Source organism: Streptomyces glaucescens (assembly GCF_000761215.1).
In the GTDB taxonomy this organism is placed as follows: domain Bacteria; phylum Actinomycetota; class Actinomycetes; order Streptomycetales; family Streptomycetaceae; genus Streptomyces; species Streptomyces glaucescens_B.
Genome location: NZ_CP009438.1, coordinates 4,100,695 through 4,112,694, shown reverse-complemented (window position 1 = coordinate 4,112,694; position 12,000 = coordinate 4,100,695). Strand labels below are relative to the sequence as shown.

13 protein-coding genes and 1 tRNA gene are annotated in these 12,000 nt (G+C 70.0%); 3 read left to right on the top strand and 11 right to left on the bottom strand.

The window, feature by feature from the left end; translation table 11 throughout:
* Positions 1 to 120: 120 nt before the first annotated feature.
* The gene (locus SGLAU_RS17815; protein WP_043502692.1) at positions 121 to 414 is read left to right on the top strand and encodes a hypothetical protein; all 294 of its coding nucleotides are present in this window, start codon (positions 121 to 123) and stop codon (positions 412 to 414) included.
* 293 nt (positions 415 to 707) lie between these two features.
* Entirely contained in the window at positions 708 to 2,141 is a 1,434-nt protein-coding gene (locus tag SGLAU_RS17810; RefSeq protein WP_043506751.1) for a recombinase family protein, read from the top strand.
* Here SGLAU_RS17810 and SGLAU_RS36270 read toward each other — a convergent pair.
* The 5 genes from SGLAU_RS36270 to SGLAU_RS35685 form a co-directional block, all read right to left on the bottom strand.
* Complete coding sequence (locus SGLAU_RS36270; RefSeq protein ID WP_279628025.1) at positions 2,074 to 2,385, bottom strand: nuclease-related domain-containing protein; 312 nt, start codon at positions 2,383 to 2,385, stop codon at positions 2,074 to 2,076. The genes SGLAU_RS17810 and SGLAU_RS36270 overlap by 68 nt on opposite strands.
* 639 nt (positions 2,386 to 3,024) lie before the next feature.
* Positions 3,025 to 3,291: a hypothetical protein gene (locus SGLAU_RS17800; protein WP_244315233.1), complete on the bottom strand. Its 267-nt coding sequence runs from the start codon at positions 3,289 to 3,291 to the stop codon at positions 3,025 to 3,027.
* 89 nt (positions 3,292 to 3,380) lie between these two features.
* Entirely contained in the window at positions 3,381 to 3,890 is a 510-nt protein-coding gene (locus tag SGLAU_RS17795) for a phosphoribosyltransferase (protein ID WP_043506750.1), read from the bottom strand.
* Between the two features lie 5 nt (positions 3,891 to 3,895).
* The gene (gene dcd, locus SGLAU_RS17790) at positions 3,896 to 4,471 is read right to left on the bottom strand and encodes a dCTP deaminase (RefSeq protein WP_043502688.1); all 576 of its coding nucleotides are present in this window, start codon (positions 4,469 to 4,471) and stop codon (positions 3,896 to 3,898) included.
* Positions 4,472 to 4,631: 160 nt separating this feature from the next.
* Positions 4,632 to 4,790, bottom strand: coding sequence for a hypothetical protein (locus tag SGLAU_RS35685; protein WP_167551855.1), 159 nt, complete (start codon positions 4,788 to 4,790; stop codon positions 4,632 to 4,634).
* Between the two features lie 276 nt (positions 4,791 to 5,066).
* Here SGLAU_RS35685 and SGLAU_RS17785 point away from each other — a divergent pair.
* Positions 5,067 to 5,140, top strand: a tRNA-Gly gene (locus tag SGLAU_RS17785).
* 68 nt (positions 5,141 to 5,208) lie between these two features.
* Here the strand turns inward: SGLAU_RS17785 and SGLAU_RS36265 are convergent.
* From SGLAU_RS36265 to SGLAU_RS17755, 6 genes are all read right to left on the bottom strand, one after another.
* Complete coding sequence (locus SGLAU_RS36265; RefSeq protein ID WP_244315232.1) at positions 5,209 to 5,472, bottom strand: hypothetical protein; 264 nt, start codon at positions 5,470 to 5,472, stop codon at positions 5,209 to 5,211.
* Between the two features lie 136 nt (positions 5,473 to 5,608).
* Positions 5,609 to 6,079 (bottom strand): hypothetical protein, encoded by a 471-nt coding sequence (locus SGLAU_RS17775; RefSeq protein WP_043502687.1) that lies wholly within the window; start codon positions 6,077 to 6,079, stop codon positions 5,609 to 5,611.
* 103 nt (positions 6,080 to 6,182) lie between these two features.
* Positions 6,183 to 6,872 carry a hypothetical protein gene (locus tag SGLAU_RS17770; protein ID WP_043502684.1) on the bottom strand — a complete coding sequence of 230 codons (690 nt, stop codon included), beginning with the start codon at positions 6,870 to 6,872 and terminating at the stop codon, positions 6,183 to 6,185.
* Positions 6,869 to 8,521, bottom strand: a complete 1,653-nt coding sequence (locus SGLAU_RS17765; RefSeq protein ID WP_244315231.1) for a polyprenyl synthetase family protein — start codon at positions 8,519 to 8,521, stop codon at positions 6,869 to 6,871. The genes SGLAU_RS17770 and SGLAU_RS17765 overlap by 4 nt, the downstream gene beginning before the upstream one ends.
* Positions 8,514 to 9,599: a hypothetical protein gene (locus SGLAU_RS17760; protein ID WP_043506747.1), complete on the bottom strand. Its 1,086-nt coding sequence runs from the start codon at positions 9,597 to 9,599 to the stop codon at positions 8,514 to 8,516. The genes SGLAU_RS17765 and SGLAU_RS17760 overlap by 8 nt, the downstream gene beginning before the upstream one ends.
* 219 nt (positions 9,600 to 9,818) lie before the next feature.
* Positions 9,819 to 11,588, bottom strand: a complete 1,770-nt coding sequence (locus tag SGLAU_RS17755; RefSeq protein WP_244315230.1) for a serine/threonine protein kinase — start codon at positions 11,586 to 11,588, stop codon at positions 9,819 to 9,821.
* Between the last annotated feature and the right edge of the window lie 412 nt (positions 11,589 to 12,000).

Below are 12,000 nucleotides of genomic sequence, written 5' to 3'. Positions count from 1 at the left end.
AGCCTCCGCCGGCGCTCGGCGGACTGACGGAGGGCCCCTGGCGCTGCGCCGGGGGCCCTTCTCGTGCACCCTGGAAGAGGGGCCCTCGGGATGCGACCGGACACAGGCGGGAGTGGGAAAATGACCGGCTCAGACCTGGAAGCCTTCCTGGAGATGACGGGCAACGCCGTCACCGCCCGGATCCGCAACGCGGACGCGTCCGACTCCGTGACCACGGACGACGCCGTCTCGATCGTCCTCGGGGTGGACACCGCGGACGGCACCCACCTCGAGTTCATCCGCCCGGTCGACGAAGTGGGCCCGGGCACCTCCTGGGAGCACACCTGGACCATCCAGGGCCCGGTGCGCCACGCGGACGCGAACGTCCGCGACGGCTCCGGCTCGGTGCTGGCGACGGCGTCGGCGGACGTCTAACCCGCACGCCGCACGTGGGTCCGGCCGGGTCGGCCGCCGAGATGGGTCCGGTCGGCCGCCGGAAGCCCTCGGCCGGCCGCGCGAGCCGTGGATCCGGCCGCAGGGGCCCGTGGACCCGGCCGCGGAAGCCGTGGACCCGACCGGCCACGGTCGGCCACCGACGACCGCCACCCGGTCGTCAGGCGTCGAGGACCTGCCCGGCCCGCTTCACCACCGGCGGCTCGACTGATCAGCTGATTTGACTCCATGACGGTAGTAGTCTGAGCGTGCTCGGAAGGCAGGGGAGGCCGGTCTTGGCACGCAGGGTGGGGATTTACACGCGCATTTCGCGGGACGATGAAGGCGACGCCTTCGGTGTCGCCCGGCAGCAACAAGACTGTGAGCGCCTGGCGGACCTCCGGTCGTGGCAGCCCGTGAAGGTCTACGAGGACAACGACGTGTCCGCGTTCAAGCGCAACGTCGTGCGCGACGAGTTCGAGCTGATGTTGCAGGACCTCCGCGCCGGCCTCATCGACGGCATCGTGGCCTACGACCTCGACCGGCTCGCCCGGCAGCCGAAGGACCTGGAACGCCTCATCGAGATCTACGACGAACGCCCGCGGCTGGAGTTCGCCACCGTCACCAATGACATCAACATCGGGACGCCGGATGGCCGCACCATGGCGCGCATCATGGTCGCTTTCGCCAACAAGTCATCGCACGACTCGTCGCGCCGCATCCAGCGCAAGCACTTAGAACTGGCGCAGCAGGGAAAAGACAGCGGAGGGCCTGCGCCGTACGGATGGCGGAAGGACGACCGGACCAAGGTCGACCCAGAGGCGGCCAAGGCGATTCTTGAGGCACAGCGCGAGATCCTGGCCGGGGTCCGCATCGGGACCATCCGCACGAGGTGGCAAGAACAGGGCTTGGGCAACCCCCGCGAGGGCACCAAGCGCATGGCCCACCACCACGTCGAGCACATCCTGACCAACCCTCGCCTGGTCGGCTATCGGACCTACCACGGCGAGATCCTGTACGGCGAGGACGGCCAGCCCGTGAAGGGCGAGTGGGAGCCGATCAACACGCTCGCAGAGTGGGAGGCGGTGTGCGCAGTGATCGCCGAGCGTAAGCAAGCGCGCCCCGGGAAGTCACTCGCGCGTAAGTACCTTCTGTCAGGGATCGCCCGCTGTGGACTGTGCAAGACGAAGATCCGAGGCCAGATTAACCAGCGCTGGAAGCCGGAATCGAAAGCCGCCAGGTTCACCTATCAGTGCTCCGTCGTGAACGGCGGCTGCGGCAAGGTCGCCCGTACAGGTGAGCCCGTTGACCGGCTGATAGCTCAACTCGTCCTGGCGGAGCAAGACGCACGAGCGTCGGTGACGAATGTGCCTATTGACCAGCAGTGGACCAAGGAGGCAGAGCTGGAGCGGGTGAACGAGGGCATTGCCCAGCTGGTGGAGGCCGAGCGGACAAAGCAGATCACGGTGGCTACTCTCTTGCAGCTCTTGCCGGCCAAGGAGCGATTGCGCGACGAGCTGAAGTTGGAGCGTGCTCGGTTCTACAAGGAGCAGAAGCAGGCAGAGTCCAAGGGCGAGACTGCGAACCTGACAGCGGACGAGTTCTTCGGGCTACCCATCGAGCGGCAGCAGGAAATCGTGTTGCGCAGTCTGACGGCTGTGATCATCCACCCGGCAGGCCGGGGGCGCCGCAAGTTCGACCCGAGCTTGATCGAGCCCGTTTGGCACTGACGGTCAGGCCCGTGAGCTTCGTCGCGTTCACCGCGGAGATCACAGGGCGGACGGGAACGTCGACTCCACAGCGTGTGGATAAGACCCGCGAGATGCGTCGGGCTTCGGACTGGCCGACCGCGATGCGGCGGGTTGGGGAGCCGTTCATTGTGACAGCGGTGTCGCCGTACCAGACAGTCTTCCCTCGGTGGCTCTTGGAGTTGATGGAGAAGACGCCGGCGGGGCCGATGGCGAGGTGATCGATGTCCGCGCCGCTCGCCCACTACATCGCATGGAGAGTGAACCAGCCACGGCCGCGGAGCTTGTCCAACTGCCGCCTAATAAGGCGCTCTCCAGTTAGACCGTCCGCCCAACTACGTATGTCCTAACCGGCGCGCCGCCGGTCAATCAGCCAGATCACCGGGTTCGGCTGCAATTCCCGGATTTCGCGGCGCACCGCGTCGCCCGGCCGGTTCCGTGCCAGTCATCCGGTAACGGCTGCACCCTGCCCCCTCGCGCGTGCCTTTCGTATCAGGCCACCAAGGGCCGTATCGGCCATTAGTCGATCACCGCATAGCGCGGCCCGAGGCCAAGGCAATGCCTCCGGCGGGGGATCGGTTGACACCGGGATGGAGGGGGGCGCCCCCATGGAAAGGCATGATGGCTCCGTGCCGTATTTATAGGAGTGTTTGAGTTCGAGACCTCGAACTGATGGGTTTCAGCAAGTCACCGAGGTGATACCCCCTATACGCAGAGGCCTTCTAGAGAGCCTCCTTCGAAGGCGTGATCGGCTCGCCCGACTTACGCACTACAGTGCAAAACTCGGTCAGTCGCCATAGAAGACGGCATCCTTCTCGGACGGCTCAAGTGGCGTGTACTGCCGCAGTTCGCCGTGTCGGATCATTCACAGCCGGAAGAATGCCTCCTCCTGGTCCAGAATCGGAAGTTGCACCGCATTCGGTTGCTGCCAGGGCGTCTCCGCGAAGCGTTGCCTGAGCGCGTCGAGGTCGGCGTGGTTGAGAGCGCCGCCCCAGACTTCGCACTCGGAGTTCTTCCCGCCACCCCATGCGTTGTCCGGCCCCGTGATGAGGCGCAGGGAACCGACCCCGAGGGCATCCGCTTGGTGGCGCAGTGGCGCCTGGTCCCGAAGCCAGTCGCTGAGAGCTTCCACTCTGCCAGTCTGAGGCGTCGGCAGAGATCATCGCGTTGGCGACCCAGCTCACCTGTCCGGCCTCCTCCCCCCCTGCCGTCTTACGCAGATCAGAGCGCTTCCTTGTTCTCCTTGGGCGCCTCACCTGACTTATGTACCGGAGGCAAGACACTCCATGGGAAGTTGATCCACTCGTCGGTGCGCTTCCACACGTACTCGCACTTCACCAGCGAGTGCGACTTCTCGTAGATCACCGCGGAGCGCACCTCGGCGACGTGCTCCAGGCAGAAGTCGTGCACCAGCTTGAGCGTCTTGCCGGTGTCGGCCACGTCGTCGGCGATCAGCACCTTCTTGTCGGTGAAGTCGATCGCGTTGGGCACGGGCGCCAGCATGACCGGCATCTCGAGCGTCGTGCCGACACCGGTGTAGAACTCGACGTTGACCAGGTGGAGATTCTTGCAGTCCAGCGCGTAGGCGAGGCCGCCGGCGACGAAGACGCCGCCGCGGGCGATGCTGAGCACGATGTCCGGCTCGTACCCGTCGTCGGCGATGGTCTGCGCGAGCTCGCGGATGGCCGTGCCGAACCGCTCGTAGGTCAGGTTCTCCCGTACGTCACTCACGCTGCTCACACCTGCGTCCTGTGGAAGTTGAGGAAGGAGCGGGACGCGGTCGGGCCGCGCTGCCCCTGGTACCTGGAGCCGTACCGCTCACTGCCGTACGGGTGCTCCGCCGGGGAGCTGAGCCGGAACATGCACAGCTGGCCGATCTTCATGCCGGGCCACAGCTTGATCGGCAGGGTGGCGAGGTTCGACAGCTCCAGGGTCACGTGCCCGGAGAACCCGGGGTCGATGAACCCGGCGGTGGAGTGCGTCACCAGTCCCAGCCGGCCCAGCGAGCTCTTCCCCTCCAGCCGCGAGGCGAGGTCGTCGGGAAGCGTGATGACCTCGTACGTGCTGGCCAGCACGAACTCACCGGGGTGCAGGATGAACGGCTCGTCCCCCTCAGGCTCCACCAGCCGGGTCAGATCCGCCTGCTCGACGGAGGGGTCGATGTGCGGGTACCGGTGGTTCTCGAACACCCGGAAGAAACGGTCCAGCCGCACGTCGATGCTGGACGGCTGCACCATGGATTCGTCGTAGGGATCGATCCGTACCCGCCCGGCATCGATCTCGGCCCGGATGTCCTTGTCTGAGAGAAGCACGTCCCGAGGATACGCAAGGCGCGCGGAGCCCCCGTAATCGCGACAGCTCCACGCGCCCATGACGTACCCGTATGCCTCGTGCCCGTCCTCTGCCTGCCCGAGGCCGATCCCCGGCGGCCGGTCACCCGGCGGCTTTCACCGGGCCCGCGCCGGGGCTGGGCTAGTGCTTCTCCAGCACCACGGGCACGACGCTCCGCAGCCGCGCGCAGCGCGGACAGCGGATGAGCCGCCCCGGGCCGAGGCGCTCGGCCTTCTGCATCGGGAACGAGGCGGCGGTGAACACGTGCCCTTCGGCACAGCGGACGACGGTGCGCTCCATCAAGTCGCTTGAGTCCCTTCCCCAAGAAGCCGCGTCGGGCTGCTGCTCGCCTGACGACAAAAGCCACACTACGGGATCAAAGAGACGCCCCTCCAGGCGGCACTCCGGTCCCGCCCGGCGCCTCCGCGACGCCCCCACCGTACGCCCCAACTCCCGGGCCCCGCAGCCACCTCTACCCCCCAGGAACGACTTCAGGCCCCTCGGTTCGAACACCGGGGGCCTGGGGTTTGGTACAGTGGGCGCGCGTTCCGACACCGACTCCGGTCGGCGTCTTACGCGGGTGTAGTTTAATGGTAGAACATCAGCTTCCCAAGCTGAGAGCGCGAGTTCGATTCTCGTCACCCGCTCCATGCAAAACCCCCAGGTCATCGACCCGGGGGTTCTTTGTTGTCCAGACCGGTGAGCGGGTGCCGCACCACTAGCCCGCTGATGGCTCCTCCCTGAGGTGCGCACGCTCGTCGGTGTGGTGCTTCGCACGTTCGGCGCGTACGAGGTCGTCCAGCCCGGCGGCGGCCTCCCGAGACCGGTCCTCGTCGGAGTGCTGGTAGACCGGCGCCGCCTTCTCGGAGGACTGACCGGCTCGCGAGTCGAACGCCGCGATCACCGCCGCCGCCCGGGGGAAGAACCCGGGCGCCAGCTGGTGAGGCGCGCGGGCCTCGGCTCGATGCGACGTCGGCGGCACCGGAGAGGCAGTGCCCCTGGTCCGGCGGGGCAGACGGTTGCCCGCTCCGTACGCTCTCCGGGCCTTACCCTCCCCGTGACCCGTCAGTGGCTCCGGGGCGGACCGGCGGAGCCACTGGCGGGACGGTCGTCGGGGGTCAGTCCTCGTCGGGGTCGAGGACGCGGCCCTTGAGCTTGATCGGGGCGGCGGCGCCCACCTTGAGCTGGCCGTCGGTGTAGCGGCCCGGGGTCGCACCGTCGACGGCGGTGACCTGGGCGCCGTAGCCGATGCACTCCTGGTTGGTGGACAGGTACGGGTTGTGGGTGAAGGTCAGGGTGCGGCCGCCGTCGCCGAGGGTGCCCTGGGTGGTTTCCAGGTTGCCCCTCGCCTGGAGGGTGCTGACGTCGTGGTAGGCCCAGGACAGCCAGCCCGTGAACACGAAGCCGGTGGGCGCCTTCAGGGTGAAGGTGATGTCTCCGGGGTTCACCGGGTCGGGAACGGTGTTGAGGATGCCGAAGCTGAGGTGGGCGGGGACTCCGCCCGGCGCGTCCTCGACGATGCCCTGCTGGAGGATGTAGAGCTTGTTCTCGGAACCCGGCTGGACGGGGGCCTGGGTTTGTGTGGCCATGGGTGTCCCTTCTGTGGATGGGGGCGTCCGCGTGAGCGGTTCCGCCGGTGGCGGGCTTGGGGACCGGGCCCGCTCGTGGTCCGCCGGGGGCGGGTGCCATGAGCTAGGCGGATGTCGCGGAGCCGGTCGGTGCGTGGTCGGCCAGGAGCGGGCCGAGAACGGACAACGCTCCGAGGGCGATGTCCTCGTAGAGGTAGAAGCCCGCTTCCAACGGCGGCAGTTCGGTGACGGGGTCGTCCGTGACGGGCTCCGGGTCGGTGGCGTAGCCGACGTCGTCGTCGGGGGCGGCACGCGGTGCGAGCAGGTCGGTGAGGTCCTGCGCGGCCCCCGCGAGTGTGCTGCGGGCGGTGGTGGCCAGCAGGCGCAGGGGAAGGTCGAGGGCGGCGGTCGTGCGCTGGCCGGGGACCAGCTTCGTCACTCCGGGAGCTTCCTCGATGGCCGTGGCGGCGATCAACTGCACGGGGAGCGTGCAGGCGGAGACGATCCGCTCGGTGGGCATCACGGGCGGGGGGTCGCCGTCGACCATGAGGTCCTCCCACTCCATCAGGTCGAACAGGAACTGGCCGCCCTTGTACAGGGGCCAGGGCCGTACGGTGTCCAGCAGCAGGCGGGCGCGTTCGGGGGCGTCGCGGCGCAGGGCCGCGCCGTGCCTGGCCAGGGTGCACAGGCACTGGCGCAGGCTGCCGTTGACCTGGCCGAGGAAGGCGAAGGCCCGGTGGTCGGTGGGGGTCAGCGGGCCGGCGCCGGCGGGAGCGGCGGGCGGGGGCGGGGGCGGGGGCGTCGTGGTGGTCACAGTGGCCTTGAGGTGACGTAGTGGGCGATCTGCCGCAGGACGGCTTTGCCTTCGTTCTCGGGGATGATCCGAAGGTCTTCCTCGAAGCGGTCGATGCCTTCGGCGGCGAGCCGGTCGGCGAGTTCGGTGGCGTACTCGATGGAGCCGTGCCGGCGCATGGCGGCGAGGAGTTCCTCGGCGTCCTGCTGCGTCTTGTCGGTACGGCGCCGGCGCAGGATGTCGAGGAGACGTGGGCGTTCGTACGTCCGCGCGGTGCGGAAGAGGTGGATCAGCATCACCGTGCGCTTGCCTTCGAGCAGGTCACCCAGGGGCTCCTTGCCGTAGAGGGCCTCATCGCCGACGAGGTTCAGGATGTCGTCCTGGATCTGGAAGGCGATGCCGATCAGCCGGAACGCCTCGTCGAACCGGCTCAGCACGGCGGGGTCGGTGACACCGGCGCAGACGGCGCCGATGCGGCACGGGCTGATGCAGGTGTACCAGCCGGTCTTCTTGGTGCTCATCGTGAAGTAGGCGTCGTCCGTGGCGGGGACGGTCTCGTGACGGATCCAGCCCAGCTCCATGGCCTGCCCCTCGATGGATTCCCGGCACATGTGCACCGCCTCGTGGATGAGGCCGAGGGTGCGGACCAGGCCGAGCGTTTCGAGGTTGGACAGGACGGCGTCGACGGCGAGCAGGTTCATGCCGTCGCCCACGTTGACGGCGAGGCCCAGGCCGTGTTCCTCGTGCATGGTGGGCAGACCGCGCCGGTGGGTGGACTCGTCGGCGATGTCGTCGTGGACGAGGAAGCCGTTGTGGAACAGTTCCAGTGCGGCGGCGGCCCGTACGGCGTCGTCCGGGCGCCCGCCGAAGGCGGCACAGGCGGCGATGGTCAGGGTCGGCCGCAGGCCCTTGCCCTGGCGGGCGGGGTAGGAGCGCATGAGGTCGTACAGTTCGGCACGCGGCTCCCGGTCCGGCAGCAGCCGTTCGATCTCCTCGTTGGTGCGGGCCCGGCACCGCACCATGGTCTCCATCAGGTCCGCGTCCTGGACGGTGTCCTCCAGCGACCAGTCGGTGCTGGTGCGGCCGTCCCACAGCAGGCGCGGCGCGGTGACGGTGGTGCCGCCGATCAGTGCGGGCGGCGCCGGTGCGTCCTCCGGGGAGCGCCGGGCGAGGAAGTCCAGGGCCGTCCAGTCGACCGGATCGGCGGCCGGTTCCCGGGCGGCGGGTGTCGCGCTGCCCCACAGCCGGGGTGCCTGTTCGCGGTAGGCCCCCCACAGTTCCTGCATGCTGCGCAGGCCCGCGGCGCGCTGGGACAGCAGGGTGAAGGCGCGCCAGACGGCGAGGGTGTCGTCGCGTGAGCCGCGGACGTCGAGGCTGTCGGTCAGGACCTGGTCGACGGGCGGGCGCTGGAGGTCGAACAGGAGGTTCATGGCCCTGGTGTCGAAGGTGACCTCGACGTCGGGGTCCGGGCAGCGGTCCCGGTCCACCACGATGCGGCTGTGCCGCACGGTGAGTGTGGCGTGGCTGCCGTCGTTGAAGTGCAGGCCCAGCCGGATGCCGCGCAGGTGGCCGGCCGCGGCGGCGAGGATCGCCGGTGCCCGGTCGGACAGGGCGGTGACGGTCTCGTCCAGCAGCCGGGCACCGGTGAACGCGGGGACGGTCTCAGTCATGGGCACCGCCGGCGAACTCCACGATGCCGCCGGTCCGGAACCCGATGCGGTGTCCGCCGACCCGGCCCTCCACGGTGCACGGACCGAGGGTCTCGTGCACGCTGAACGGGTGCAGGCTGGTCTCGGACGGGTTGGCGATCCGGCCCGCCGTGTGCGAGCGGAAGTCGAGGACGAGACGGTCGTCGCCCAGGCGGGCGGTGATCAGCAGCCGGCCGGGCACCGCGGCCATCGGCGGGGTGCCCAGCAGGCCCGCCAGCGGCGGCACCATCACCACCCGGTCACGGTCCAGGCGGCCGCTCACCGCCACTCGGAGATTGCGCCGGGGGAAGTGACGGATCATGCGGCCGTCGCGCCACAGCATCACCGAGCCGCTGGCCGCGTCCGCGGGGTGGGCCGGCTGGATCAGGGTGAAGACGACCGCCGAGGGCGGGGCCTGGTCGACGGGGCCCGAGGGGTCGTTGACGAATCCGAACACCCAGCCGCCGAGCGTGGGCCAGGACCACCGGCCGCGTACCCGTTCGTGGTAGCCGAGCAGGTCCGTCTCCGTCACCGTGCCGTCGCCGTGCCGCAGGGTGCCGGTGCCCAGGACGCCGGGCTCCGACTGCCACCGCAGGTGCTCGCCGTCGCCGAATGGCGCGCACTGGGAAGTGCAGGGCCTGCTGGTCCGGGTCAGCCGTACGTCCGCCGCCGGGGCCGCCGAGCGGGCCGCCACCCGGAACCCGCCGGACTCCCCGTGCGGATGCGGCAGGCGAAAGGCCGACCAGGGCGATGCGGGCTGCTCGGCGTTGAACTGCGTCGCGCTCCAGCCGCACTCCTCCCCGTAGAGCAGCAGGATCGCCATGTGCTGTCCCTCCGCGGCCGTACCGGTGCCGCTGCGTCGGCCGGTGGCGGGGGCGCCCGGCTGCGCGAACACCGAGCCGGTGGAGGAGCCCAGGACGGAGAGGTTCGCGATGAGTGCCTGCTGCCCGCACCGGGACAGGAACGCGTAGTGCAGCCACTTGCGGTCGAGTGGGTGGGCGAGCGGGGCATGCGGGAAGGGGCCCTGCGGACCTAACCTCGGAAGGACGGGCGTAAACACGTTTCGAACGCTAACCCAGAGTCACGGACCACCTGCAAATCGTGACGGTCGCGAGGGTGACCTGGGAGCACAGAAACGATTACGCTCGCATTCAGGGTTTGGGAACGCAAAGAACCGCCCATGGCGGGTGGTCCGCCACGGGCGGTTCGGACTTCGTGCGTGCCCTCCGTCCATCGCTGTCGGCCGCCGTCAGTCGCTGTCGGCCGCCGTCAGTCGCCGTCAGTCCTCGTCGTCTCCGAGAACGCTCGCCTTCAGGCGCACTTCCGGCCCGCCCGCGATCACCGCCCGCCCGTCGGTGTACCGGCCCGGCTCGGCGTCGCTCCGGGCACGGATGCCGAGCGTGTAGACCAGGGCGGCCGCCGGGTGGCCCGGGGTGTTCAGGCGGGGCTCGTCCGTGACGACCAGGGAGCGGCCGTCTTCCCCGACCGTCCCCGCCGGGCCCCCACCGGGGAGCACCGTGCGATCCGCGCGGTAGTACGCGCAGGTCACCCGGCCGTCGAAGACGAAACCCGTCGGAGCGGTGAAACGGTGCTCCACCCGGCCCGGTGCCCAAGGATCGCCGGAGGAGACCCGTACGTGGATCAACTCGCTCTGACCGCGCCTGATCTCCAGGCCGACTTCTTGCCGGACCAGCAGCCGGGCCGGCTGCGCGGACGCGGTACCGCCGTCACCGCCCGGCGTGCTGTCGGCTCCCCGGTCCGGCTGCGGTTGGGGCTGCGGCTGCGGCTGCGGCTGCGGCTGCGGTTCAGGCTTCCGCTCCGGCTCCGGCTCCGGCTTTCGCTCAGGCTCCGGTGACCGCTCCCGTTCGCCTTCCGCGTCCGGCTCCGGTTCGAGTGACCGCTCCCGTTCGCGTTCCGCGTCCGGCTCAGGCTCCGCTTTCTCGTCCCGTGCCGGCTCCGTGTCCTCGGAGGGAGTGGTGGTGAGGGGCACGGCCGCGATCCGGTGGTGGAAGTTGTCCGCCACCAGCAGGAGCCCCGCCGGATCCACGGCGAGCCCACACGGGTAACGCAGCGCGGAGTGGACGGCGGCGTCGGGCGGGCCGGGGGACGCGGTGGCCTCGCGGGCAGCCGGATCCGGTGGTCCCGCGAGGATGCGGGCCGCCCCGTCGGCCAGCTGCCACACGCGGTGTCCGGTCTGGTCGGCGACGTAGACCGAGCCCTCACCGCCGACCGCCACCGCGCACGGCGCGCCCCAGTCGACCGCGGTGGCGCCTGTGGCTCCGTCCGGCGGACCCGCCAGTACCCGGAGATCCCCGTCCGAGCCGAGCAGCAGTACCCGCCGGCCCTCGGGGTCGGCGATGTACAGCCGGCCGGACGCGTCGACCGCCAGGCCGGCGGGGAGGAACTTCTCGCCCGCGTCGGCCGCACCGGACACCGCGGACTGCCCGGACACCCCGGATGCCGCGACGACGGTGCTGATGACACCGTTCCGGTCGATCCTGCGCACTCGGGGAGTACCGGCTTCCCCGACGTACAGCCGGCCCGCCGCGTCGACGGCCACGGCACACGGCGAATCCAGCCGAGCGCGGTCGGCCGGGCCGCCGTCGCCGTCGTCCTCGCCCTCACCACGCGAGCCGTCTCCCGCGACGGTGCGGATGACGCCCGAGGGATCGATCCGGCGGATCCGGTGGTTCATCTCGTCGGCGACGAACACACCCCCGTCCGGGGCGACCGTCAGCGCGGACGGGAAACCGAGGCGGGCTCGTACCGCGTCGGCGCCGTCCCCGGCGAAACCCCGCAGACCGTCCCCGGCGATCGTCGTCAGGGTGCCGGTGCCGTCGATCCGGCGGATCCGGTGGTTCGCGTGGTCGGCGGCGAACACGGCGCCGCCTCCCACGGCCACGTCCGCGGGGAAGGCCAGCTGTCCGTCCTGTGCGGGCCCGCCGTCCCCGGAGTACCCGGCCGTGCCGTTGCCCGCCACGGTGCCCGGCAGGCCACCTCCGTCGGGTGGATCCGGCGGACGCCTCAGGGCCGTGGCCCTGCCCGTCATGCCGCCACCACCCGGCACGGGCGCGGCCGGGCGCTGCTGACGCCCGCCATCTCACACGTCGACGGCCTCGTTCCCCGCATCCACGTCTCCTTCCGCACGTCGTTGGCTTTTCCCCTGCATACCGGGCGGAAGGGCACCGCGGGGGAAGCCACCGCGTCGGCCACCCGCACGAGGGAGGAGCCGGGTGAAACGGACGGCGAGCGATCCGTACGGGAGGAAGCACGCCGGACACCGACGGCTGCGACACGGCGCGGATTGATGGCTCCGGGTCGCCTCCATGCGCCGTTTCACGCCTCAACTGCACTCGAAGAAGTGACGCAGAATCAATTCGGCATCGCGAACGAGGGAATGGCGGCATACCACCGCCGGGTCCGGGCTAACGATGGAGCCGGATGAAAGTCCGGTGCGAGCC

Excerpts from the sequence above, each read along its gene's own strand:
- SGLAU_RS17815 (WP_043502692.1), top strand. The coding sequence starts at position 121 with ATGACCGGCTCAGACCTGGAAGCCTTCCTGGAGATGACGGGCAACGCC.
- SGLAU_RS35685 (WP_167551855.1), bottom strand. The coding sequence starts at position 4,790 with ATGGAGCGCACCGTCGTCCGCTGTGCCGAAGGGCACGTGTTCACCGCC.
- SGLAU_RS17775 (WP_043502687.1), bottom strand. The coding sequence starts at position 6,079 with ATGGCCACACAAACCCAGGCCCCCGTCCAGCCGGGTTCCGAGAACAAG.
- SGLAU_RS17765 (WP_244315231.1), bottom strand. The coding sequence starts at position 8,521 with ATGACTGAGACCGTCCCCGCGTTCACCGGTGCCCGGCTGCTGGACGAG.
- SGLAU_RS17755 (WP_244315230.1), bottom strand. The coding sequence starts at position 11,588 with ATGACGGGCAGGGCCACGGCCCTGAGGCGTCCGCCGGATCCACCCGAC.